This window comes from Streptomyces sp. NPDC086777, from assembly GCF_040702065.1.
Classification (GTDB): domain Bacteria; phylum Actinomycetota; class Actinomycetes; order Streptomycetales; family Streptomycetaceae; genus Streptomyces.
In genome coordinates this window covers 26,796-48,488 of record NZ_JBFBJI010000016.1, presented here as the reverse complement: position 1 = coordinate 48,488, position 21,693 = coordinate 26,796, and the positions used below count along the sequence as shown (strand labels likewise).

The following is a 21,693-nucleotide window of genomic DNA, read 5'->3' as shown; positions in this document are numbered from 1 at the left end:
AGGTGCGTCGGGTGTGCGTCGGTGGGGGCTGGTCGCGGCCACACAGCTGCGGGCGCTCGTGACAGTTCTCAGCCACGGGGGACACAGGCGGTGCCTCGTAGGTGCCGGTAAGTGTCCGCATGCGGCAGCGTGTGCTGCTACCTTGATCGGCATGTTCCTCTCCTTGGCGTAGAGCGCGCCCGGCGCCGCCATCGGCATGTGTGTACGTCGTGCCGTGGCGCACAGGTGTTCCCTCTTCCGCCTCTGATCGAGGAACTCACTCATGTCCGTGTTTACTTCGGTGCGGCCTTCGGCTGCCCGGCGGCCGTCGTACGCCGCCGTCCTGGGTCTTCCGCACGCCCGTCGTACCTTCTTCGCCGCCCTGGCGGCCCGTCTCTCCTACGGCACGGTCTCGCTGTCCGTGCTGCTGTCGGTCACCCGGGCGACCGGCTCGTACGCCGTGTCCGGGGCGGTGATGGCCCTGTTCGGCGGCGCGACGGTTCTCCTGCTGCCGGTCCGGGCGACGCTGGTGGACCGCTTCGGTCCGCGGCGTGCCCTGCCGCCGATGGCGGCGGTCTACAGCGTCCTGCTCTGCGCCCTCGCCGCCCTGGCCTGGCGCCCCGGCGCTCCCGCTGCGGTGCTGGCCGCGGCCGCCGCGCTCACGGGCTGCTGCGCCCCGCCGCTGGGCCCGACCATGCGGGCGGTGTGGGGCCGCCTGGCCGACGACCCGGCGCTGCTGCGGCGCGCGTACAGCCTGGACGGGGTCGCCGAGGAACTGCTGTTCGTGTCCGGGCCTGTGCTGGTGGGCCTGCTGCTCCGGTTCGGCCCGCCGCCGGCCGGGGTGCTGCTGAGCGCGGTGCTGATGCTGGGCGGCACAGGGCTGTTCGTGGCCTCGCCCGCGGTGCGGGGTGTGGTGCCGCCGAAGCGGGAGCCGGGCCGGCGGCCAGGCCGTTTCCCCGCGGCCCCGGTGATCGCGGCCGTCGGCCTCGGCCTCGCGCTGAGCGCGGCCGACCTGCTGGTGATGGCGTTCACCGCGCGACGGTCCTACGGCGAGGCGGCGGTCCCCTGGGTGCTGGCCGCGCTCTCGGCGGGCAGTGCGGTGGGCGGGCTGCTCAACGGGGCGGTGGAGTGGCGTCGCCCGGCCGGGGAGCGGCTGGCGTGGCTGGCGGTGGGGCTGGGCGCGGTCCTCTCGGCTGCCGGGCTCGCGCCGGGGGTGTGGGCGCTGGCCGGGGCCATGGCGGCCGCGGGGGCGTTCGTGGCGCCCACCCTCACGACGGCGTACCTGCTGGCCGACGAGACGGCGGCGGAGGGGGAGCGGACGCGGGCCGGGGCCTGGGTGAACGCGGCCGTCAACGCCGGCAGCTCAGGAGGTTCTGTGGTGGCAGGACTGCTGGTCGGGCGGCTGCCGGTGACGGTCTGCTTCGCGCTCGCCGGGGGCGTCGCGGTCGTGTCCGCCGTGGGCGTGCGGGCCGCCCTCCGGCCGCGGCCCACCGGAGGCCGGCCGCGCGGTTCCGCGCGCCGCTGACGGGACGCTCCGGCGCCCCGGACCCATCACGCAGCGAGCGGCGGACGGGACCTGAACCCCCGTCCGCCGCTTTCAGGTGCTGTCTGTCGTCACGGACGCCCGCGCTGCCCCCGGAGGTGTTCCGCGATGGGCTTCAGGCCCTTGTCCAGCTCCATGAGTGCCTCCGGCGACAGCAGGTCGATGAAGTGCCGTCGCACGGAGGCGACATGATGTGGCGCCACCTTCTTCATCGTCTCCATACCGTGCTCGGTGAGGACGGCGAACAGCCCGCGGCGGTCGGACTCGCAGTTCTCGCGGCGGACCAGGTTCGCGTTCTCCATGCGGGTGATCTGGTGGGACAGCCGACTCTTGGACTGGAGGGTGGCGGAGGCGAGGTCGCTCATCCGCATCCGGTCGTCCTCCGACTCGGACAGGTTCACCAGGATCTCGTAGTCGTTCATTGTCAGGCCGAACGGCTGCAGGTCCTTTTCGAGCTGGTACGTCAACAGCCTGTTGACCTCCAGGTGGGTGCGCCAGGCGCACTGCTCCGCATCGGTCAGCCAGCGCGTGGCCGTCTCGGTCTCCATGAATGAAGTCTACCTAAAATGTTGAAAGGCGAACTAGTGAGGGTGGTGTGACTGTGCGCACGCGTTCGATGTCACACTCCGCAGACTACCGCTCACAGCCCGAAGCGACGCTGGAGGTCCCCCAGCTGTCCGGGAAGGCGCGGTGCCCCCGGTTGTTGTGGACGACCTGTGGAGGGGGCGCCTCCGCCGGGCACTCCGGGCTCGTGCGGAACCGCTCCCGCGGCCTGCTCGGCCATCAGGGTCTCGGTGGACTGGAGCAGGACCGTACCCGCCCCTACGAACTCGAACTGATGCTCCTCTCCGGAGGCCCCGCCGAGGCCCGTCAGTGCACGTAGACCGCCCAGTACGCCGGTCATGTACCCATGGTCGTAGTGGTGGCACGGAGAGGGGCAGTCGGCCCACCCCACCAGCGCCTGCGGGTCCACCCGGATGGGGGGTTCCATGAACACCACCGGACCGTTGGACGCCGCCACAAACTTTCCGGTTCCGATAAGGGTCAGAAAACCGGGAACGATCGATTGCTTCAGTGCGAGACTTGGCTGAAAAGCGAGCAGGTTGCCGGAGCGAATGGTCAGGTTGCCGTCGTCCAGGTCGTACGAGTTCACATCGAACGCCCGGTCGGCGAGGAGTATCCTGCCCGAACCCTCCGCCACCACCCAGTCGCTCGCGTGCAGAGGCGAATGGAAAGACGTGCGGACAAGTCGGTCCAAACGGCCGTGTCCGATGCCGTTGAAGTCGATCGAGCCGTAGTAGGCGATCATCTTCCCCTTCTGCAGGAACCACTGGCTGCTCTTGAGCTCCACGCAGAAGGTGTACTTGTTGACGTTGTCGTCGACGGGGAGGGTCATGGGGTCGTACACGACCGGGCCGGCCGCTCCGTATCCGCTCACAGCTTCTCCTCCGACGCCTGCACGTACACCATGCCGTTGCCGCTGAGCTCCAGCTGGAACGCCTCGCCGGAGCCGCGGCCCACCATCTCCCGCCAGCCGAGCGCGGACGACAGCTTGTTGCGCACGTCGCCGTGGTGGGCGACGTAGGCCTGGGGATCGACGTGGACCGGGCGCTGCGGGGTGACCGGGATCTCGAAGACCCCGCCGTGGGCCATCACGGCGACCGCCCCGTGGCCCTTGAGGGTGGTGGTGAACAGGCCCTGGCCGGTGACCTGGCCGCGCACCATGCCCATCACGCCGCCCTGGGAACCCATGAACATCGTCCCCTGCTGCAGCGTGCCCTCGAAGGCGAGCAGCCGGTCCGCCTCGACGTAGAGGGTGTCGCCGGTGAGGGTGATGACGTGGACGTGGTGGCCGCCGTGCCCGAAGAAGACCGTGCCGCTGCCCTCGACGGTCATCAGGGGGGTCGCCTCGCCGGCGACCCGGCGGCCGAGCATCGACATCAGCCCGCCCTGGCCGCCCTGGATGTTGGGTGTGAAGGACACCTCGCCCTTGTAGGCGAGCATCGCACCGCGCTGGCTGAACAGCCGCTGCCCGGGTACCACGGTCGCCTCGACCATCTTGGAGTTCACCTCGCGCAGGGCCATGTCAGACGTCCCCCGCGATCGTGTTGCGCTCGCTCGGCTGCACGTACACCAGGCCGTCCCCCTCGAAACGGATCTGGAAGGCCTCCCCACCGCCCTCGCCCAGGAACGTGCGGAAGGTCACACCCGACTGGAAGGACTGGCGGAGGTTGCCCTGGTGGGCGATGTAGGCGCCCGGGTCGACGGTCAGCGGGTACTGCGGGCCGACCCTGAGCACCACCGCCGGGCCGTCCGACATGATCGCCGCCTGGCCGTGGCCCTCGACCGTCGTGGTGAACAGGCCGTTGCCCTGGGAGGCGCCGCGCAGCCCGGTGAACGTCGTGCCGGTGCGCAGGCCCGCGTCGGTCGCGAGCAGGTTGCTGGACTCGACGTACAGCTTGTCGCCCTGGAGGCCGACCAGGTTGATCTCGGACGCCCGGTCCGCGAACCAGCACGTCCCGTGCCCCTTCACCTCCATCACCGTCATCTGCTCACCGGTGAGCCGCCGGGTCACCATCCCGCGCAGCCCCTCGCCGCCGCCGCTCAGCTTCTTGAACGCCATCTGCCCGTCGTACGCGACCATCGAGCCGTTCTTCGCCTTCACGGCGTCCCCGGTCATCTCGACGGCGAGCACCTTGCTGCCCTGGAGTCGGAACATCGCCACGCTGCGAAGGTAGTCGCAGGCGGACTGCGGCGACAGGTCCCACGGGTGGACATCACCCCCGATCCGTCCCCTAGGGGAGCGGCCGTCAGCGGTGCGGCCGCCCACCGGGGACGCGTATCACGGCCGTTCCCGCCGTGAGGCCGACGGTGGACCACGGCGGCGCGCCGACCTCTCGTCGTCGTGCAGCAGCTGGTCCACGGCGCCCCCTCCGTCACGCGGCCGGGCCTGCCACCCCCACGCCGGGTCCGTGCCGCCTCTTTGCCACAATGGCAGAACGTTTGTGCTCGCGTTCACAAAGAGTGGACGTCTCTCCCACCGAAGGTGACTCGTGGACATCAAGACCGCCACCGCCATCCGCCGCCTGCGCCTGGTCTCCGCTCCGGAGGCCGTTTCCTTCCTGATCCTTCTCGTCTGCTCGGTGCTCAAGCGGACCACGGACTTCAACGCGGTGCCCGTGATGGGGGCGATCCACGGTGTCCTGTTCATCCTTTACGTGATCTTCTGGGCCGACGCCTGGAACCGCACCAAGTGGTCCCTGAAGACCGGCCTCTTCTACTTCGTCCTCTCCGTCCTGCCGACCGGCGGCTTCTTCGCCGAGCGCAAGCTCAAGCGCGCCGCCGAGGACGAGGTCATCGCGGCCCGCGCCCGCAAGGAAGGGGTCGTGAACGCATGATCGTCGCTTTCTCCGTCACGCCGCTCGGTGTCGGCGAGGAGGTCGGGGAGTACGTCGCCGACGCCGTCCGGGTGGTCCGCGAGTCCGGGCTGCCCAACCGCACCGACGCCATGTTCACCTCGATCGAGGGCGAGTGGGACGAGGTGATGGACGTCGTCAGGCGCGCCGTCGCCGCCGTGGAGGCGCGCGCCCCGCGCGTCTCCCTGGTCCTCAAGGCGGACATCCGCCCCGGCGTCACCGACGGACTCACCAGCAAGGTGGCAACGGTCGAGCGGCACCTCGCCCAGTAGCCGTAACGCCAGAGAGCCAGGCGCGAGCAAGCCGGGCGCCGGCCAGTCAGGCGCACAGCAAGCCAGGCACCAGCAGCAAGGCGCAAGCCACAAGCAGCAAGCCACAAGCAGCAAGCCACAAGCAGCAAGCCGGAAGCGGCAAGGCGCAAGGAGACCCCGGCCCCTCGCGGCCGGGGTTTTCTCGTGCCCGGCGATTGAGCGGTCGCTCAAAACCCGGTACCGTCATCGCCGGAGGGGTTGAGCGGTCGCTCAAAAACCCCCGAAGGACCGGGTGACGGGGGTACACCACCAATGGGTCTCTACATAGAGGCGCACATCAGGGCCGACCTCGACGAGCTGTGGGCCCGCACCCAGGACCCGGCCCGGCACCAGCGTTGGGACCTGCGGTTCACCGAGATCGCCCACCTGCCGCGCGCGGCGGGCGAGCCGCAGCGCTTCCGCTACGCCACCCGCGTGCTCCCGTTCCTGACGATCGCCGGCACCGGCGTCTCGGCGGGGGAGAAGGAGCGCCCCGACGGCACCCGCACCTCGGCCCTGCGTTTCACCTCCCCGCACCCGCTCTCGCTGCTCGCCGAGGGCAGCGGCTACTGGCGCTACATCCCGGTCGGCGACGGCGTCCGCTTCCTCACCGGCTACGACTACCGGCCCCGCTGGGGTGCCGTCGGCGCGGTCGCCGACCGGCTGGTGTTCCGCCCGCTGATGGGCTGGGCGACCGCCTGGTCCTTCGACCGGCTGCGGCTGTGGCTGGAACGCGGGATCACCCCGGAGCGGTCCCGGCGGAACTGGCTGGCCGAACTGGCGGCCCGCGCCCTGACGGTCGCCGGCTGCGCGGCCGGCCTGGACCGGGGCCCGGTCCTCGCCGCCCTCTCGCCAGCCGTCGCCTTCCTGGTCCCGCTCCTTCTCGTGGTCGTGCTCTCGCTGGCCCTCTTCGCGGCCCCGCTCGCGACCACCCCCGCCGCCCGCCGCTGCCGGCGCACCCCGTCGGCGAAGGTCACCGCCCCGCGCGTCCTGCACACCCTGGAGAAGCAGTCGTGACCTCGATGTTCCGCACGGTCATGGGCCCGGACTTCGAGCGGCTGCACCCGCAGCTCCAGCGGCGCTTCTCGGTCGGCCTGGAGAGCGGCGAGGCCTGCACCGGCCACGGCGTGATGGAGCGCATCTGGCACGGGCCGGCGTTCGTGAAGCCGTTCCTGGCGCTCGGCGCCACCCGCAACATCCTGGTGCCGAAGGCCGCCCGGAACGTGCCCTTCAAGATCGAGAATGTGCCCTACGCGGACGGCTACGGCCGTGAGACGGTGACCTTCGTGCGCACCTTCGACCTGCCCGGCCGCCCCCGCCGCTTCGACGCCCAGATGGTGCTCAGCCCCAAGGGCGACCGCATCCTCGACTACCTCGGCACCCACCAGCACCTCGCCAGCGAACTGCACTTCCGTGCCGGGGCCGACGGCTCCCTGCTGATCCGCTCCGGCGAACACCGTTTCAGGGAGGGCCCGGTGGACGTCCGGGTCCCCGAACTCGTCGGCGCCACCGCCGAGGTGCGCGAGTCCTACGACGACCGGGCCGGCCGCTTCCGGGTCCGGGTGCGGGTCGTGAACAGGTACTTCGGGCCGCTCTTCGGCTACCGGGGCTCCTTCGCGGCGTCGTACACCGGCATCGACGGCCGCGGGGTACGGCCGGGGTTGCGGCCGGTCCGTGAGGAGTCGCGCGGGTGAGCCCGGAGACCGCCAAATCCCTGGAGACCAAGAACAAGCTCCTGGAGGGCGCGCTGCGGACGCTCACCGAGCAGGGGATCGCCAAGACCTCGGCCCGTACCGTGGCGGCGGCTGCCGGAGTCAACCAGGCGCTGGTCTTCTACCACTTCGGATCCGTGGACGAACTCCTCGCCGCCGCCTGCCGGTACGGCGCCGAACAGGCCGTCGCCCGCTTCCGTCCCCGCCTCGCCGAGGTCTGCTCGCTCTCCGAACTCCTGACCGTGGGGCGGCAGATCCACGACGAGGCGCGCGCGGGCGGCCATGTCGCCCTGCTCGGCCAGCTGCTGGCCGGCGCCCAGACCCACGAGACGCTCGGGCCCGCCACGGCGGCCGGGCTCGACCTGTGGATCGCCGAGATGGAGGAGGTGCTCGTCCGGGTCCTCGCGACCACCCCGTTCGGCGAGTTCGCCGACCCTGCCGGGCTCGCCCGCGCGGTCGCCGCGTCCTTCGTCGGCATCGAGCTGTACGAGGGCGTCGACACGGCCGGCGCCCACGCGGCCCTGGACGCCCTGGAACAACTCGGCGCGATGGTCGCCGCGCTGGACGAACTCGGCCCGGTGGCGCAGCGTGCGGTCCGGCACCATCTGCGGCGGGCCGGCCGTACGTAGGCGCCCCACCGGAAGTGCGGCGATGTGCCGTTGGCCGTTTGTCGTCCGCGGCGCCGGCGTGGCTGGTCGCGCAGTTCCTCCCCCGGCCTTCGGCCGGGGACCCCCAGCGCCCCTTTCGGGGCGCTGACGGGCCCTAGGGGCGTCGCGGTCCCGACGCCAGTGCGATGCCCAGCGGGGTCCGCTCGTACAGGACCTGGTGGCCGTAGCGGCGTGAGGTCAGCAGGCCCGCGTCGCGCAGGGCCGTCAGGTGCGCGGAGACCGAGGAGGGGGCGAGGCGCAGCCGGTGGGCGAGGGCGGTGGTGGTGGCCGGTTCGGCGAGGGCGGCCAGGACCGCGGCGCGGCCCCGCCCCAGCAGTCGTACCAGCGCGTCCGGCGTCGCCTCGGCCGGGTCGGTCCACAGGCCGCCGATGCCCCGGGCCGGGTAGACCAGCGTGGGCCGGGCCGGCGGCTCGAAGGTGCTGACCACGTCCGGCCAGGTGAAGACGCTCGGCATCAGGACCAGGCCCTGCCCGCCCAGCCGCCGTTCGTACGCGCCGCCGGGTGTGGCCACGGTCAGCGTCCCGGACCGCCAGCCGAACCGGTGGTGGATCTCCGGCAGCAGCCCGCCCAGGCCGACCTCCGCCAGCCGCCGGGAGTGGAAGGCGATGTCCGCCTCCAGCAGGGCGCGCAGCCGCGGCCAGTCGGGGGCCACCAGAGCCCGCCACGCCTCCTCCAGCGCGCCCGTCACCTCGCGGACCAGGCGCGCCGGATCGGCCAGCCACGCCCGCCCGGTCGCCGACTCCAGCGCGCCCGGCGTGTCCGCGAGCGAGCGTGCGGTGTCCACCCGGGCCGTCTCCGGGTCCACCGCCCGCAGGGCCGCCAGCTCCTCCTCGGCGGCGGCGGCCGGACCCGTCGGCGGTGTCACCAGCCAGTCGGGCGAGTAGCCGCGCCGGGGCATCAGCAGCCACAGCGGGGTCAGGTCGAGACCGGCCGCCACCTCCCTGATCCGCCGCAGCCAGGGTGCGTGGTAGCCGTGCCGGTCCGGCCGCCGCAGCGTGCGCACCGCCTCCTGCGTCTCCCACAGCGGCGACACGGCGAACCGGCACCGCAGGAAGTCGTCCTCGTCGAAGTGGAACTGGGAGGGCATGGCGGGACCGTTCGGGGAGAAGATTCGGCAGGTGCCGAAACTCTAAGCGGTGGGCCGCAGCCCGGGCAGGCTGCCCTCCATGTCCGCGCCTGCCCTTCGGGGAACCGCCGGCTACGGCCGGGTCCTCGCCGTACCCGAGTTCCGTGCCGTCTTCGCCGCCCACGTGCTGTCCATGCTCGGCGTGATCGTCAGCGAGATCGCGCTGTCCGTGCTGGTCTACGACCTCACGGGATCACCCCTGCTCAGCGCCCTGACCTTCGCGCTGGGCTTTCTGCCCTACCTGGTCGGCGGCACCCTGCTGGCCCCGGTCGCCGACCGGTTCCCGGCCCGCCGGGTGCTCGTGGTGTGCGACCTGGTGTGCGCGGGGTGCGTCGCGGTGATGGCGGTCCCCGGCACCGGTATCGGGGTGCTGCTCGGGCTGCGCTGCGCCCTCGCCGTCGTCTCGCCGGTGTTCGCCGGCACCCGGATGGCGACCCTCTCCGACATCCTCGGCGGCAGCGACCTGTTCGTGCTCGGCCGCTCCCTGCTGCGGATCGTCGCGCAGAGCGCCCTGCTGGTCGGCTACGGCCTCGGCGGACTGCTTCTCGCCGTCCTCACCCCGCGGCACGCCCTGCTGATCACCGTCGCCACCTTCCTCGCCTCGGCCGCGCTGCTCCGCCTCGGCACCCGGCGCCGCCCCGCCCGCGCACAGACCCGGGAGCGCGGCGGCACCCGGCAGCTGCTCGCCGACCGGCGGGTGCGCCTGCTGCTCCTCCTCTTCTGGGTCCCGGCGATGTTCGCCGTCGTCCCCGAGGCGCTCGCCGCCCCCTACGCCGACGCGCTCGGCGCCGGATCCCCGGGGCTCGGTCTGCTGATGTGCGCGCTGCCGGTCGGCACCGTCGCCGGGGAGCTGTACGCGGGCGCCCGGCTCGGCCCCGCCGCCCGGGAGCGGATCGCCCTCCCGCTGGTCTGCCTCACCCTGCTGCCGTACCTGGGGTACGCCCTGCACCCGTCCCTCGTCCTCTCGCTGCTCCTCCTGCTGGTGGCGGGGGCCGGGTCGGCGTACACGCTGGGCCTCGACCAGCGGTTCGTGCGGGCCGTGCCCGAGGAGCTGCGCGGCCGGGCCATGACCGTGCTCAGCGCCGGGCTGATGACCCTGCAGGGGGTCGGCATGACGGTGGCGGGACTGGCGGCGGAGGCCGTGGGCGTGCGGGCGGCCGTGGCCGGCGCCGGGGTGGTGGGGGTGGTGTGCTGCTGCGGCCTGGCGGCGGCGGCCCGGCGGTCCCCGGCCCGCCCCGCCGGAGGGGACCGGGCGGGGAGGTGACCGAAAGCCGAGACGGGGCTGACCGCTATATGACCGGCCGGTAGGGTCGATGCCGTGCCCAAGCCTCTCAGTCTCCCCTTCGACCCCATCGCCCGTGCCGACGACCTCTGGAAGCAGCGTTGGGGAAGCGTCCCGTCGATGGCCGCGATCACGTCGATCATGCGGGCCCAGCAGATCCTGCTGGCCGAGGTCGACGCGGTGGTCAAGCCGTACGGGCTCACGTTCGCGCGCTACGAGGCGCTGGTGCTGCTCACCTTCTCCAAGGCCGGCGAGCTGCCGATGTCGAAGATCGGTGAGCGGCTGATGGTGCACCCGACCTCGGTCACGAACACCGTGGACCGGCTGGTGAGGTCCGGTCTGGTCGACAAGCGGCCCAACCCCAACGACGGACGCGGCACGCTCGCCACGATCACCGAGAAGGGCCGCGAGGTCGTGGAGGCGGCCACCCGCGACCTGATGGCGATGGACTTCGGGCTCGGGGCGTACGACGCCGAGGAGTGCGGGGAGATCTTCGCGATGCTGCGGCCGCTGCGGGTCGCGGCGAACGACTTCGACGAGGACTGAATCCGCCCCGCGCACAGGAGTGACCCGGGACAAGATCTCCCGGAACGGGTGGTTACGCTCGTCCCCATGAAAAAGAGCGTGCTGACCCGCTACCGCGTCCTGGCCTACGTCACCGGTGTGCTGCTGGTGCTGCTGTGCCTGAGCATGATCGCCAAGTACGGGCTGGACATCGACGGCGCGGCCGACGTCACGCGCGTCGTCGCCATCGCGCACGGCTGGCTCTACGTCGTCTACCTGGTCTTCGCCTTCGACCTGGGCTCCAAGGCGAAGTGGCCGGTCGGCAAGCAGCTGTGGGTGCTGCTGGCGGGCACCGTCCCGACCGCGGCCTTCTTCGTGGAGCGCAAGGTCACCCGCGAGCTGGACGCCAAGGTCACCGAGGGCTCTCCGGTGGCCGCGAAGGTCCAGGCCTAGACCCCGGGCCCCCGGGCGGTACCGCCGTACGGACACCCGTGCGGCGGTTTCCCATCGACATTTATTAGGACGTCCTAGTAAATTCGAAGCATGGACGCTGACGCCATCGAGGAGGGCCGCCGACGCTGGCAGGCCCGTTACGACGCGGCCCGCAAGCGGGACGCAGACTTCACCACGCTCTCCGGGGACTCCGTGGAGCCGGTGTACGGGCCCCGACCGGGGGACACCTACGAGGGATTCGAGCGGATCGGCTGGCCGGGGGAGTACCCCTTCACGCGCGGCCTGTATCCGACCGGCTACCGCGGGCGGACCTGGACCATCCGCCAGTTCGCCGGGTTCGGCAACGCCGAGCAGACCAACGAGCGCTACAAGATGATCCTCGCCAACGGCGGCGGCGGTCTCTCCGTGGCCTTCGACATGCCGACCCTCATGGGCCGGGACTCGGACGACGGGCGCTCGCTGGGCGAGGTCGGGCACTGCGGGGTCGCCATCGACTCCGCCGCCGACATGGAGGTCCTCTTCAAGGACATCCCCCTCGGCGACGTCACGACGTCCATGACGATCAGCGGGCCCGCCGTGCCCGTCTTCTGCATGTACCTCGTCGCCGCCGAACGGCAGGGCGTCGACCCGTCGGTCCTCAACGGCACGCTCCAGACCGACATCTTCAAGGAGTACATCGCCCAGAAGGAGTGGCTGTTCCAGCCCGAACCCCATCTGCGGCTGATCGGCGACCTGATGGAGTACTGCGCCGCCGGCATCCCCGCGTACAAGCCGCTCTCCGTCTCCGGCTACCACATCCGCGAGGCGGGCGCGACGGCCGCTCAGGAGCTGGCCTACACGCTCGCGGACGGCTTCGGGTACGTCGAACTGGGACTCTCCCGCGGCCTCGACGTGGACGTCTTCGCCCCCGGGCTCTCCTTCTTCTTCGACGCGCACGTCGACTTCTTCGAGGAGATCGCCAAGTTCCGTGCCGCGCGCCGGATCTGGGCCCGGTGGATGCGGGACGTCTACGGCTCCCGGTCCGAGAAGGCGCAGTGGCTGCGCTTCCACACCCAGACCGCCGGTGTCTCGCTGACCGCCCAGCAGCCGTACAACAACGTGGTGCGGACGGCCGTGGAGGCGCTGGCGGCGGTGCTCGGCGGCACCAACTCGCTGCACACCAACGCCCTGGACGAGACCCTGGCGCTGCCCAGCGAGCAGGCCGCGGAGATCGCGCTGCGCACCCAGCAGGTGCTCATGGAGGAGACCGGCGTCGCCAACGTGGCGGACCCGCTGGGCGGTTCCTGGTACATCGAGCAGCTCACCGACCGGATCGAGGCCGACGCCGAGAAGATCTTCGACCAGATCAAGGAGCGCGGGCTGCGCGCCCATCCGGACGGGCGGCACCCGATCGGGCCGGTCACCTCGGGCATCCTGCGCGGGATCGAGGACGGCTGGTTCACCGGCGAGATCGCCGAGTCCGCCTTCCAGTACCAGCAGGCACTGGAGAAGGGCGACAAGCGGGTCGTCGGCGTCAACGTGCACACCGGGTCGGTCACCGGCGACCTGGAGATCCTCCGTGTCTCGCACGAGGTCGAGCGGGAACAGGTACGGGTGCTGAGCGCACGCCGCGCGGCGCGGGACGAGGGCGCGGTGCGTGCCGCCCTGGACGCGATGCTGGCCGCCGCCCGGGGCGGGGCCAACATGATCGAGCCGATGCTGGAGGCGGTACGGGCCGAGGCGACCCTGGGCGAGATCTGCGGGGTGCTGCGGGACGAGTGGGGGGTGTACACGGAGCCGGCGGGGTTCTAGGGGCTCCCTGGCGGCGGGGCTCCCGGACGGCCCCGCCGTCCCACGTACGGATGGGGGGGCCGACGTTTCGCGATCAAGGTAAAGAGATGGTCAAGTGCGTGTCTGATTTTCCCTTCCTTGGTCATCTTTGGGATCTTGATGAAGATTCTTTGACCTTCCTGTAAAGGGGGGGCGGCGTGAGAGCGTCGGGGGCGTAAGCGGCGGCGTCGGCTCGTGGGGGGCCATCGTCGACGCATGCCGCACGGGGGGTGTGTCGCAGGTCTGACGTATGCCTCATCTGGCATGCGCATGACCGGGGCTGCCGAAGTCCGAAGAGATTGACAGGCAGCCCTGTATGGCACTGTTCAGAGACGTCGGCAGACGCCGACGGCGCATACGACACCCTGGTGGCGAGAGGCGTCAGCGGTACGGCCCTCGTCACCGCCGCCGCCGTGATGGCGGGCCTGGTCCAGGCCACGCCGGCCAAGGCGGACAGCACCGAAGAGGACACCGGGTACTACCGCAGCAGCGTCGGCGAGACCGTGCGGCTCGACCGCTGTCTGGCCGGGGTGGCGCTGCACTACGGCGGCGCCAACATGAAGGCCAAGGCCGTAGAAGGCCTGAGCGGCACCGCCGCCCAGCTGCGTGACGTGGTCGGTGACGTCGGCTGGATCGGTTTCGGCCCGCTGGGGCAGGCCGGGGACACCGACAAGGAGGCCTCGCTCGACTACCGCGACGCCTCCAACGCCCGCACCGACGCGCTCGAAGCAGCCAACAAGCCCTATGTGCAGTCGGCGTACGCCAGCGACGACATGCAGTGGCACGCGCCGGCGTTCGACGCGGACGTCCGCCAGTTCACCCTGTTCACACAGGAGGAACTGGCCGGGCGCCTCGGATGGGACGGACACAGCAACGCCAGCGCCGAGGCGGTCGCCCGGGCCAGGGAGATCACCGAGGAGAACAACGGCAAGGACTCCTGGAACGACTTCGCCGCCGCCGACATGCTCCGGGACACCGAGGTCAAGGAGACCCGGTACTCCCGCTCCACGACGGCCAGCGACATCGCGTCCTATCTGAAGCACAGCGGCTTACTGACCCAGGCACCCGCCGAGGGCACCGCCGAGTACCGCGTGCTCGTCGAGGACCTCAAGCAGGCCTGGGCCCAGTGCGACTCCCAGAACCCGGTCGACATCCGCCGGGTGCTCAACGGCCCGGTGCTGACCGCGATGGCCGAGTGGGAGACTGAGTACGCCGCCCAGGCCGCCCCGCGCTCCACCATCATCAAGGCGGAGGCCGACGCCGCCACCGCCACCCGTGCGGCCACGGATGACATGATCGAGGCCATCGGCCAGGCCTGGCTCGCCGAGCAGATCCTGACCTGGCGCAAGTACTGGCAGGACAAGCTCGCGGCCGACCCCGACTCCCTCAACAAGCCCGACCAGGCCCTCTACGACCAGGCCGATGCCGACCTGGCCGAGGCCCGCGACAACGTCGCCGCCCTGGTGACCTCCGCCGAGACGGAGGCTGGCAAGGCCGCCGAGGCCGCCACCAAGGCCTCGACCGCCCAGCAGACCGCCTGGGCCATCGCCGACACGGACAACGTGCCGCGCGGCCGCGGCCTGATGTACGCCCAGCAGTCGGTGCAGGTCGCCCGCGCTTCCGGCGCCGCCGCCGAAGCAGCCGCCAAGGCGACCCGGACCGCGCTGGAGGCCGCGAACGCCACCGTCGCAGACAGCGACACCCTACTGGCCAAGGCACAGACCCAGTCGCACGCGGTGAACACCGAGTTCCGCCGGATCGCCGCGCAGGAGGCCGCCGCCCAGGCCAAGAGGCCGCCGCCGACACCGCGGACGCCGAGGCGGAGGCCGCCGCCGACAGCGCAGCCGACGCCAAGGCCGCCCAGGCCACCGCCGAGACGAAGAACGGCACCGCGCACGACGCCGCGGCCGCCGCCCAGACGCAGCGCGCCGAGGCAGAGTTGGAGCACGCCACCGCCGTGGCCTCCCGGGTCAGCGCCGCCGACGAGCGGGCCAAGGCCCAGGTGTCCGAGACCGAGGCCGCGACGAGGAAGACGGCCGCGGACAACGCCAAGACGGCAGCCGACACGGCCGCCGCCACCGCGAAGGACAAGCGCAAGGCCGCCGACGCGAAGGCCGCGGCGGCAGCCGCCGCCCGCAGGACCGCCGCGGCCGCCAAGGAGAAGGAGCAGGCTACGGCCGCCCGCGCCGCCGCCCTGGAAGCAGCCGCCGCGGCAGCCGCGGGCAGCGCCGCCGCGGGCGAGACCCGTACCGCGGCCGACCAGGCCCGCACCGCTGCGACCGCCGCTGCCACCGCCGCGACCGCCGCGCAGACCGCTGCTGACGAGGCGAGAGCCGCCGCCGTCACCGCCCGGTCCGCGGCCACCAAGGCGGAAGGCGCCGCCGAACGGGCCCAGGCCGACGCCGAGGGCGCGTGGTCCTCGTACCTGAAGGCGACCGGTGCCGCCGCGTCCGCGCATGTCGCGGCAGCCAAGGCTCTGGACGCCGCTCAGGACGCCGCCACCCGCGCCGGCAACGCCGCCACCGCTTCGGAGAACGCCACCGACCTGGCCAAGAAGGCCGGCGAGGAGGCCGCCGCCGCGGCCCCGGAGGCGGCAGCGGCCGTACAGACCGCCGCCACAGCAGCAGGCGTACGACATCGCCGACGCGTCCTCCCTGCGTCGGGGCCGGGGTCTGAGCTACGCCCAGCAGTCGGTGCAGGTGGCCCGTGCGTCGGGCGCGGCGGCCCAAGCGGCGGCCAAGGCGACACAGACCACGCTGCAGGCAGCCAACGCCACGGTTGAGAACTCCGCGGCGTTGTTGGCGCTGGCACAGACCGAGGCGCACGCGCTGGAGACCGAGTTCCAGCGGGTCGCCGCTCAGGAAGCGGCTGGCCAGGCCAAGGCCGCGGCCGACTCCGCCGAGGCCCTGGCCACGTCGGCCGCCGAGCACGTCGCCACTGCGAAGAAGGCAGCGGCGACCGCCGCACAGGCGGAGGCTGACGCCAAGGCGGCGGCCGCCACCGCGGAGACCGAGCGCGCGAAGGCCGAGGTGGCCCGGGCTGAAGCAGTGGCCCAGCAGGTCGTCGCGGCAAACGAGCGAGGCAAGGCGCACGCGGCGGAGCAACGTGCCCAGTCCGAGCGGGACACCGCGGAATCCGCGGCCTCCACCGCTTCCTCGGCGGCCGACACCGCCTCGGACAAGCGCCAAGCGGCTGAGAAGGCCGAGGAAGGCGCTCGTATCGCACGTAACAAGGCATACGACGCCGAGCAGGCCCAAAAGGCTCTGGAAGCCCGGGCCGCCTCCCTGGAAGCGGCAGCCCAGGCGGCCGAGGGAACGGACGCCGCCGAGTCGGCACGGGCCGCGGCTGATGAGGCATGGGCCGCGGCGGACACCGCGGCGGACGCCGCGATCGCGGCGCACAACGCCGCGGACGAGGCGACCACGGCAGCCAGCAATGCCCGTGCCGCCGCGACGCGTGCCGATGGTGCCGCGACCCGGGCGGAGGCATCGTCCAAGGCGGCCTGGTCGGCCTATTGGGACGCCTTTTCGGCCGCGCAGACCGCGCACGCGGCCGCGGCGGAGGCGATCGACGAGGCGAAGGCTGCGTCGCGGGACGCGGCCGAAGCGCAGGAGCAGGCCGCCACCGCGGAGGCCGCTGCGGCTCAGGCGCAGACCTTCGCACGGGCCGCGCGCAGTTCTGCCGCCGCCACGGCGAAGTCCGCGGCCGACACCGCGGGGCATGCCCTGGCCGCGGGCAACGCGGCGGAGGCCGCCCGGGACGCGGCGACGGCCGTCGTCCGGCCAGCTAACGACGCGATCGCGCTGGGCAGTTCGTATCAACAGACGGACGCGTCAGCAGCCTTTGCCGTCCTGTCCGGTCAGCTGGCCAAGCCCATCGCCGAACAGCAGGCGGCGGCGGAGGAGGCGAAGGCCGAGGCGGCCGGGCAGGCGGCGACCGAGGCGCAGGCTCTCGCGGACCATGCTGCGGCCGACGCCAAGCTGGCCACCCAGGCGGCGGCCGACGCGGCGGCGGACACCGTGCGGGCCCAGCAGGCGGCAATGCGCGCCCTTGCCTCGGCCACCGAGGCGAACGGGTACGCCGAGCAGGCGAAGAAGTCCGATGCCGCGTCTGCGCAGTACGCGGCAGCCGCTGGCGAGGACGCCTTCTACTCCACCTTCGCGGCCAACGAGGCCCGGAGCGCGGCGAATGCCGCGGACTCCGCTGCCGACGAGGCGGAGAAGGACGCCGCGAGTGCCCGTACCGCCGCGAAGGAGGCGGACGGCTTCGCCGAGCAGGCTCATTCGGACGCCGTACAGGCGGACGAGGACGCCACCGCCGCCGAAACGGCCGCGGAGCACGCGCAGGAGTACGCGGAGGAGGCCGCTGCGGCCGCGGACCGCACTGAACGTGCCTCTGCCAACCAGCAGGTCACCGACGGGTTGGTCGAGGGACTCGGCGGCGGCACGTTCTATGTCATGGACGAGGACACCTTGAAGGTGACCGATGTCCAGCAGGACAAGCCCTGTGAGATCCCACCCGGCTTCGGCACGAGCTGCACCGTCACGTTCACGTACACCTTCGATGTCACGGTCGACTTCTACGTGTGCCTCAACCCCGACGTTCCGGCCACCGAATCTGGGTGCCCTGCACAAGACACGATGTTCCTGGACTCGGAGCCGCTCACGGGTCTGAAGAAGGACATCACCAGGACCTTCACGCAGCTGGACATCCTCGAGGGGCTGCTCAAGACCTATGTGGAGGTCGGCAAGCAGATCCTGGTCCAGGACTTCATCGACTGTCGGCACGGCAGTGTCAGCGGTTGTGCCTGGGCCGCGTCCAACTTCATTCCCGGCAAGGCGGTCGCCAAGGTCCTCGAGGGCATCCGGGCCCTGGACGCGGCGTTGCAGACGGGAGTGGGGGTTCGGGACGCGTTCAACGCCCTGAAAGCCCTGGATCACGTCGATCCCGCGACCCTGGCACGGCTCGAGAACACCGTCAACGCGTTCGAGGAGCTCGCGGCGGCCTGCCCGAGGACCGTCATGCGCGTGGCTGCCGTCGGCAGCTGTTGGGTGGACCTCACGGGGCCGGGCGAGTGGAAGGCCGAGAACGAGGCCATGAAGCCGGCGCCCTTGGCCTACCAGATGCGGATAACCGGGGCTCCCAAGGGAATCGTGTACCGGCTCACCGCGGACACACCGTCGGGATGGGTGAAGTTCGACGGGTTCAAGAACGGAACCCTGCTCGACGCCAAGTACGGGTATCTCGGGCTCATCGATCCCAAGACGGGTAAGTTCTACACCTGGTACAAGAGCGCCGCCGAGGAAGCCGTCAGGCAGAACAAGGCGTACGAGGCGCACCATATACCGATCGTCTGGCACTGTTCCGAGGTCAAGGCAGTCACCGCGTTCCGCGCCATGCTGGCTGATTTGAATATCACCAGTATCACGGTCGTACACACGCCGTAATCGGCGTCGGACCAAGAATGGATGGTGATCGTCCTCCTGGAATGGGAAGGGCGGTCACCATCCGGCATCCGGCACGTAATGAGAAAGTGAAAGGACATGCACCATGGGCTACGGTATTTCCCTGCACCGATTTGTCGACGGTGAGCCGGAAGCGCTGGACGAACGGGTGACCCTGGAAGTTCTGGCCCCCTATGCCGTGAACGCTGTGGAGGGCTCCGGGGAGATGCTGATCCGGGCGGCCGACGGAGGCGAGGCGGAGGTGAACGTGAGTGCCGACGGCATCAGCGTCAACCGCTTTCCGCCGGGAGGGATCCTGGACGTCGTCGCCGAACTAGCCGACCGTCTCGACGCCGTGCTCATGCTGCCGGACGGCGTTCTGGTGAGTGGCGAAGGGCAGCGCGCCAACCTGCCAGAGGGTCTGCAGGAGGCGGCCGTGATCATCCAGATGACCGGACCGGCCATTCAGGGCGCGCTCGACGCGTGATCGGGTCCGGCCCGCTGGGCGGGCCGGACCGTCATCAAGACACTCCCTCGGCCGGAGGCGGTCGCTCCGGTCGAGATCAGCCCAGTTGCGCCAGCTGGGCCTTGATCGTCGTCTCCGGCATGGCGCTCTTGCCGGGCGCCAGCATGTTCACCCCGTAGAACGTGGCGACCACCCCGCCCTTGCGGACCACCGTGTACGTCATCCGCAGGGACTGCTTGGCGACCACGTTCGTGATGCCGTAACTGACAGCCTCGTCGCCGAGGCCGGGATCCTTGAGCCGCTTCACGTCCGTGTAGGTGAGACCGAGGGTCTTGAAGCCCTTGGGGCACTTCTGCAAGGACGTCCGCAGGTCCGACATCACCAGCTTCGCGTTCTTCTCCGAGTGGGAGGACAGCCACATCGAGCCGACGGTGGCGTTCGAGGCGTCCGTAGGTTCCAGGGAGCGGTGTTCGGTGCTCACCGCCTCGATGTGGGTGTAGCCACCGGCCAGACTCGCGAGCGGCTGGCACTCGCTCTTGTCGGCCTTCATGTCCCGGCCCGCCTCGGTGTCCGCCTTGGACACCTGCTTGAAATCGAATCCCGTGCTCTTGCCGGTGAGCGTCGCCTGCTTCAGGGACTGCGGATCCAGCGCGCCGATCTTCTTCGCCTCGGCGGCGGCCTCCGCCTCCGCGCTTGACGTCGCTTTCGCGGTGGCGGCGGCCTTTTTGTCGGCCGAGTCACCGGAATCGCTGCTGCACGCGGATATCACAAGGAGGGCCGGAAGCGCGGCGGCGACCGGAAGGGCCCTTCGCAATCCCATACTCATTCCTGGCGTTTCGCACGGCTGAGGCACAGACGAAAAGGATCCTACTTTTACAAAAGGACCGCAAAGGAGTTTCTAGTATTACGGTTCGGCGTCGCCTGCCGCGCCCGCCAGGCCCAGCAGCAGAACCCTCGTCAGGCCGCGCACCCACTCCTCGTCCGCAGGTTTGCCGCTCACCAGGGCGCGGTGGACCACCGAGCCCGCCACCACGTCGAAAATGAGGTCGGCGGTGCGGTCCGCCTCGCACGGGTCGGTCTGCTCGGGGAGTTCGCCACGCCGTTGGGCGCGTTCCCTGCCCTCCACCACCAGCCGCTTCTGGCGGTCCACGATGGACGCGCGGATACGTTCCCGCAGGGCGTCGTCCCGGGTCGACTCGGCGACCGCCGCCATCAGGCCGCTGCGGGCCTCCGGGCGGTCCAGGATCGCCGCGAACTGGAGCACGACGCCCTCGATGTCGCTCGCCAGGCTGCCGCGGTCGGGGAGTTCGAGTTCGTCGAAGAGTTCCGCCACCGCGTCGACGACGAGCTCGTTCTTGCCCGCCCAGCGGCGGTAGAGGGTCGTTTTTGCAACCCCGGCCCGCGTGGCCACGTCTCCCAGGGTGAGCTTGGACCAGCCCAGTTCGACCAGTGCCTGCCGCGTCGCCGCCAGGATCGCCGTGTCCGCGGCGGCGCTGCGCGGGCGGCCGGTACGTCCGGCGGGGGTGCGGCTCTGCATCCCACGACCATAACCGGCGGTTCGTGTGATGCCGTGAGGGAGATCACCGGAAAGTGGTGTCGCGCGGCTCCCGGATGGCATTACGCTACGGGTCGTAGCGAAAGCTCGTGACCGACCGCACGGGCGATGACCATGGCGTGGGGTGGGGACCCGGCGCCGCCGACGCACACAGGTTCGGCCCGGCTTTCACAACGCTTTTCACACACGCGCGGGAACGGGGGAGGATAGACGCATGCAGCCACGGAACATGTCCATGAGCGGCGTCGTCGACCTCGCCGCGGTCAAGGCGGCCCAGGAGGCCAAGGCCAAGGCCGAGCAGACGCGCGCCGAAGCGGCCCGGCAGGGTGGTGCCGGTGCCGTGTCCCCGGCCGATCTGGTCATCGACGTCGACGAAGCCGGCTTCGAGCGCGATGTCCTGCAGCGGTCCGCCGAAGTCCCCGTCGTCATCGACTTCTGGGCCGAGTGGTGTCAGCCCTGCAAGCAGCTGAGCCCGGTCCTTGAACGCCTCGCCGTCGAGTACGACGGCCGCTTCCTGCTGGCGAAGATCGACGTCGACGCCAACCAGATGCTGATGCAGCAGTTCGGGGTCCAGGGGATCCCCGCGGTGTTCGCCGTCGTCGCCGGGCAGGCGCTGCCGCTCTTCCAGGGCGCGGCCGGCGAGGAGCAGATCCGCGGGACGCTGGACCAGCTGGTGCAGGTCGCCGAGGAGCGGTTCGGCCTGACCGGTCTCGTCGTCGACCCCGACGCGGAGCCGGGTGCCCGGACCGAGCCCGCCGCGGCGCCCGCGGGCCCGCACGACGCACTGTTGGAGGCGGCCGTCCAGGCGCTGGACGCGGGTGACTTCGGCGGTGCGGTCCAGGCGTACAGGAACGTGCTGAGCGACGACCCGGCCAACAGCGAGGCCAAGCTGGGGCTCGCGCAGGCCGAGTTGCTCCAGCGGGTGCAGGGGATGGACCCGCAGCAGGTGCGCCGGGACGCGGCCGAGAAGCCGGCCGACGCGGGGGCGCAGATCGCGGCCGCCGACCTGGATCTGGTGGGCGGGCATGTCGAGGACGCCTTCGGGCGGCTGATCGAGACCGTGCAGCGGACGGCCGGCGACGACCGGGATGCCGTACGACGGCGGCTTCTTGAGCTCTTCGAGGTCGTGGGCACCGACGACCCGCGGGTGGTGGGAGCGCGCAGGGCGTTGGCGCGCGCGCTGTTCTAGACAACGATCTGAACACAGGGCTGACCAGTCGCTAAACGTCACGTCCTGTGATGCCCGAGTGAAAGATTTGCCCAGACGGGACCCCGGCGGCCGCTCTTTACCAAATCTTGGTAATGGCGGCCGCTGTTACTCGGAGTAAATCAGGGCTGTTGGTCTGTCTGGTTTCATCCATCGATCAACTGTTTTGCTCTGCCCCTCGATGCCACCCAGAGTCGCACTCCGAGACCGGTGGGTCGTCCCTCGGTTATCCGCCCGTT

21 protein-coding genes are annotated in these 21,693 nt (G+C 71.2%); 14 read left to right on the top strand and 7 right to left on the bottom strand.

Features of this window, described 5'->3' with window-relative positions; all coding sequences use genetic code 11:
* Nucleotides 1–262 precede the first annotated feature (262 nt).
* Nucleotides 263–1,504, top strand: coding sequence for an MFS transporter (locus AB0472_RS22875; protein WP_366358406.1), 1,242 nt, complete (start codon nucleotides 263–265; stop codon nucleotides 1,502–1,504).
* 89 nt (nucleotides 1,505–1,593) lie between these two features.
* On the opposite strand, the gene AB0472_RS22870 is transcribed toward AB0472_RS22875, so the two are convergent.
* The 4 genes from AB0472_RS22870 to AB0472_RS22855 form a co-directional block, all read right to left on the bottom strand.
* The gene (locus tag AB0472_RS22870) at nucleotides 1,594–2,070 is read right to left on the bottom strand and encodes a MarR family transcriptional regulator (protein ID WP_366358404.1); all 477 of its coding nucleotides are present in this window, start codon (nucleotides 2,068–2,070) and stop codon (nucleotides 1,594–1,596) included.
* Nucleotides 2,071–2,162: 92 nt separating this feature from the next.
* Nucleotides 2,163–2,960, bottom strand: coding sequence for an AIM24 family protein (locus AB0472_RS22865; RefSeq protein WP_366358402.1), 798 nt, complete (start codon nucleotides 2,958–2,960; stop codon nucleotides 2,163–2,165).
* Nucleotides 2,957–3,607, bottom strand: coding sequence for an AIM24 family protein (locus AB0472_RS22860; protein ID WP_351494366.1), 651 nt, complete (start codon nucleotides 3,605–3,607; stop codon nucleotides 2,957–2,959). Before AB0472_RS22860 ends, AB0472_RS22865 begins: the two co-directional genes overlap by 4 nt.
* A gap of 1 nt (nucleotide 3,608) precedes the next feature.
* Nucleotides 3,609–4,241 (bottom strand): AIM24 family protein, encoded by a 633-nt coding sequence (locus tag AB0472_RS22855; protein ID WP_366358677.1) that lies wholly within the window; start codon nucleotides 4,239–4,241, stop codon nucleotides 3,609–3,611.
* A 334-nt stretch (nucleotides 4,242–4,575) separates the two neighbouring features.
* On the opposite strand from AB0472_RS22855, the gene AB0472_RS22850 reads away from it, so the two are divergent.
* The 5 genes from AB0472_RS22850 (at nucleotide 4,576) to AB0472_RS22830 (ending at nucleotide 7,569) form a co-directional block, all read left to right on the top strand.
* Complete coding sequence (locus AB0472_RS22850) at nucleotides 4,576–4,920, top strand: DUF3817 domain-containing protein (protein ID WP_366358400.1); 345 nt, start codon at nucleotides 4,576–4,578, stop codon at nucleotides 4,918–4,920.
* Nucleotides 4,917–5,210 (top strand): MTH1187 family thiamine-binding protein, encoded by a 294-nt coding sequence (locus tag AB0472_RS22845; RefSeq protein ID WP_366358399.1) that lies wholly within the window; start codon nucleotides 4,917–4,919, stop codon nucleotides 5,208–5,210. Before AB0472_RS22850 ends, AB0472_RS22845 begins: the two co-directional genes overlap by 4 nt.
* 291 nt (nucleotides 5,211–5,501) lie before the next feature.
* Complete coding sequence (locus tag AB0472_RS22840) at nucleotides 5,502–6,245, top strand: hypothetical protein (protein ID WP_366358397.1); 744 nt, start codon at nucleotides 5,502–5,504, stop codon at nucleotides 6,243–6,245.
* Entirely contained in the window at nucleotides 6,242–6,922 is a 681-nt protein-coding gene (locus AB0472_RS22835) for a DUF4166 domain-containing protein (protein ID WP_366358395.1), read from the top strand. The genes AB0472_RS22840 and AB0472_RS22835 overlap by 4 nt, the downstream gene beginning before the upstream one ends.
* Nucleotides 6,919–7,569: a TetR/AcrR family transcriptional regulator gene (locus AB0472_RS22830; RefSeq protein ID WP_366358394.1), complete on the top strand. Its 651-nt coding sequence runs from the start codon at nucleotides 6,919–6,921 to the stop codon at nucleotides 7,567–7,569. The genes AB0472_RS22835 and AB0472_RS22830 overlap by 4 nt, the downstream gene beginning before the upstream one ends.
* Nucleotides 7,570–7,702: 133 nt before the next feature.
* On the opposite strand, the gene AB0472_RS22825 is transcribed toward AB0472_RS22830, so the two are convergent.
* Nucleotides 7,703–8,695, bottom strand: coding sequence for a DUF5937 family protein (locus AB0472_RS22825; RefSeq protein ID WP_366358392.1), 993 nt, complete (start codon nucleotides 8,693–8,695; stop codon nucleotides 7,703–7,705).
* A 79-nt stretch (nucleotides 8,696–8,774) separates the two neighbouring features.
* Here AB0472_RS22825 and AB0472_RS22820 point away from each other — a divergent pair, with 79 nt between their 5' ends.
* The 7 genes from AB0472_RS22820 (at nucleotide 8,775) to AB0472_RS22790 (ending at nucleotide 18,713) form a co-directional block, all read left to right on the top strand.
* Nucleotides 8,775–9,998, top strand: coding sequence for an MFS transporter (locus AB0472_RS22820; protein WP_366358390.1), 1,224 nt, complete (start codon nucleotides 8,775–8,777; stop codon nucleotides 9,996–9,998).
* Nucleotides 9,999–10,052: 54 nt separating this feature from the next.
* Nucleotides 10,053–10,562 carry a MarR family transcriptional regulator gene (locus tag AB0472_RS22815; protein WP_366358388.1) on the top strand — a complete coding sequence of 170 codons (510 nt, stop codon included), beginning with the start codon at nucleotides 10,053–10,055 and terminating at the stop codon, nucleotides 10,560–10,562.
* 66 nt (nucleotides 10,563–10,628) lie between these two features.
* Entirely contained in the window at nucleotides 10,629–10,973 is a 345-nt protein-coding gene (locus AB0472_RS22810; RefSeq protein WP_362601853.1) for a DUF3817 domain-containing protein, read from the top strand.
* Nucleotides 10,974–11,063: 90 nt separating this feature from the next.
* On the top strand, nucleotides 11,064–12,764 hold the full coding sequence (locus tag AB0472_RS22805; protein ID WP_366358386.1) for a methylmalonyl-CoA mutase family protein: 1,701 nt from the start codon (nucleotides 11,064–11,066) through the stop codon (nucleotides 12,762–12,764).
* A 386-nt stretch (nucleotides 12,765–13,150) separates the two neighbouring features.
* Complete coding sequence (locus AB0472_RS22800) at nucleotides 13,151–15,211, top strand: hypothetical protein (RefSeq protein WP_366358384.1); 2,061 nt, start codon at nucleotides 13,151–13,153, stop codon at nucleotides 15,209–15,211.
* A 264-nt stretch (nucleotides 15,212–15,475) separates the two neighbouring features.
* The gene (locus tag AB0472_RS22795) at nucleotides 15,476–18,229 is read left to right on the top strand and encodes a Tox-REase-5 domain-containing protein (protein ID WP_366358383.1); all 2,754 of its coding nucleotides are present in this window, start codon (nucleotides 15,476–15,478) and stop codon (nucleotides 18,227–18,229) included.
* Nucleotides 18,230–18,332: 103 nt separating this feature from the next.
* On the top strand, nucleotides 18,333–18,713 hold the full coding sequence (locus AB0472_RS22790; RefSeq protein WP_366358381.1) for a hypothetical protein: 381 nt from the start codon (nucleotides 18,333–18,335) through the stop codon (nucleotides 18,711–18,713).
* A gap of 76 nt (nucleotides 18,714–18,789) precedes the next feature.
* Here AB0472_RS22790 and AB0472_RS22785 read toward each other — a convergent pair whose 3' ends face one another.
* Both AB0472_RS22785 and AB0472_RS22780 read right to left on the bottom strand, forming a co-directional pair.
* A complete protein-coding gene (locus AB0472_RS22785) occupies nucleotides 18,790–19,512 on the bottom strand; it encodes a hypothetical protein (protein ID WP_366358380.1) in 723 nt (240 codons plus the stop codon).
* Between the two features lie 84 nt (nucleotides 19,513–19,596).
* The gene (locus AB0472_RS22780; protein ID WP_366358378.1) at nucleotides 19,597–20,229 is read right to left on the bottom strand and encodes a TetR/AcrR family transcriptional regulator; all 633 of its coding nucleotides are present in this window, start codon (nucleotides 20,227–20,229) and stop codon (nucleotides 19,597–19,599) included.
* A gap of 232 nt (nucleotides 20,230–20,461) precedes the next feature.
* On the opposite strand from AB0472_RS22780, the gene AB0472_RS22775 reads away from it, so the two are divergent.
* Nucleotides 20,462–21,436, top strand: a complete 975-nt coding sequence (locus AB0472_RS22775; protein WP_366358377.1) for a tetratricopeptide repeat protein — start codon at nucleotides 20,462–20,464, stop codon at nucleotides 21,434–21,436.
* Nucleotides 21,437–21,693: the final 257 nt, after the last annotated feature.

Coding starts and splice junctions, on each gene's coding strand:
- AB0472_RS22875 (WP_366358406.1), top strand. CDS start 263: ATGTCCGTGTTTACTTCGGTGCGGCCTTCGGCTGCCCGGCGGCCGTCG.
- AB0472_RS22870 (WP_366358404.1), bottom strand. CDS start 2,070: ATGGAGACCGAGACGGCCACGCGCTGGCTGACCGATGCGGAGCAGTGC.
- AB0472_RS22860 (WP_351494366.1), bottom strand. CDS start 3,607: ATGGCCCTGCGCGAGGTGAACTCCAAGATGGTCGAGGCGACCGTGGTA.
- AB0472_RS22855 (WP_366358677.1), bottom strand. CDS start 4,241: ATGTTCCGACTCCAGGGCAGCAAGGTGCTCGCCGTCGAGATGACCGGG.
- AB0472_RS22845 (WP_366358399.1), top strand. CDS start 4,917: ATGATCGTCGCTTTCTCCGTCACGCCGCTCGGTGTCGGCGAGGAGGTC.
- AB0472_RS22840 (WP_366358397.1), top strand. CDS start 5,502: ATGGGTCTCTACATAGAGGCGCACATCAGGGCCGACCTCGACGAGCTG.
- AB0472_RS22825 (WP_366358392.1), bottom strand. CDS start 8,695: ATGCCCTCCCAGTTCCACTTCGACGAGGACGACTTCCTGCGGTGCCGG.
- AB0472_RS22820 (WP_366358390.1), top strand. CDS start 8,775: ATGTCCGCGCCTGCCCTTCGGGGAACCGCCGGCTACGGCCGGGTCCTC.
- AB0472_RS22810 (WP_362601853.1), top strand. CDS start 10,629: ATGAAAAAGAGCGTGCTGACCCGCTACCGCGTCCTGGCCTACGTCACC.
- AB0472_RS22805 (WP_366358386.1), top strand. CDS start 11,064: ATGGACGCTGACGCCATCGAGGAGGGCCGCCGACGCTGGCAGGCCCGT.
- AB0472_RS22790 (WP_366358381.1), top strand. CDS start 18,333: ATGGGCTACGGTATTTCCCTGCACCGATTTGTCGACGGTGAGCCGGAA.
- AB0472_RS22785 (WP_366358380.1), bottom strand. CDS start 19,512: ATGGGATTGCGAAGGGCCCTTCCGGTCGCCGCCGCGCTTCCGGCCCTC.
- AB0472_RS22780 (WP_366358378.1), bottom strand. CDS start 20,229: ATGCAGAGCCGCACCCCCGCCGGACGTACCGGCCGCCCGCGCAGCGCC.
- AB0472_RS22775 (WP_366358377.1), top strand. CDS start 20,462: ATGCAGCCACGGAACATGTCCATGAGCGGCGTCGTCGACCTCGCCGCG.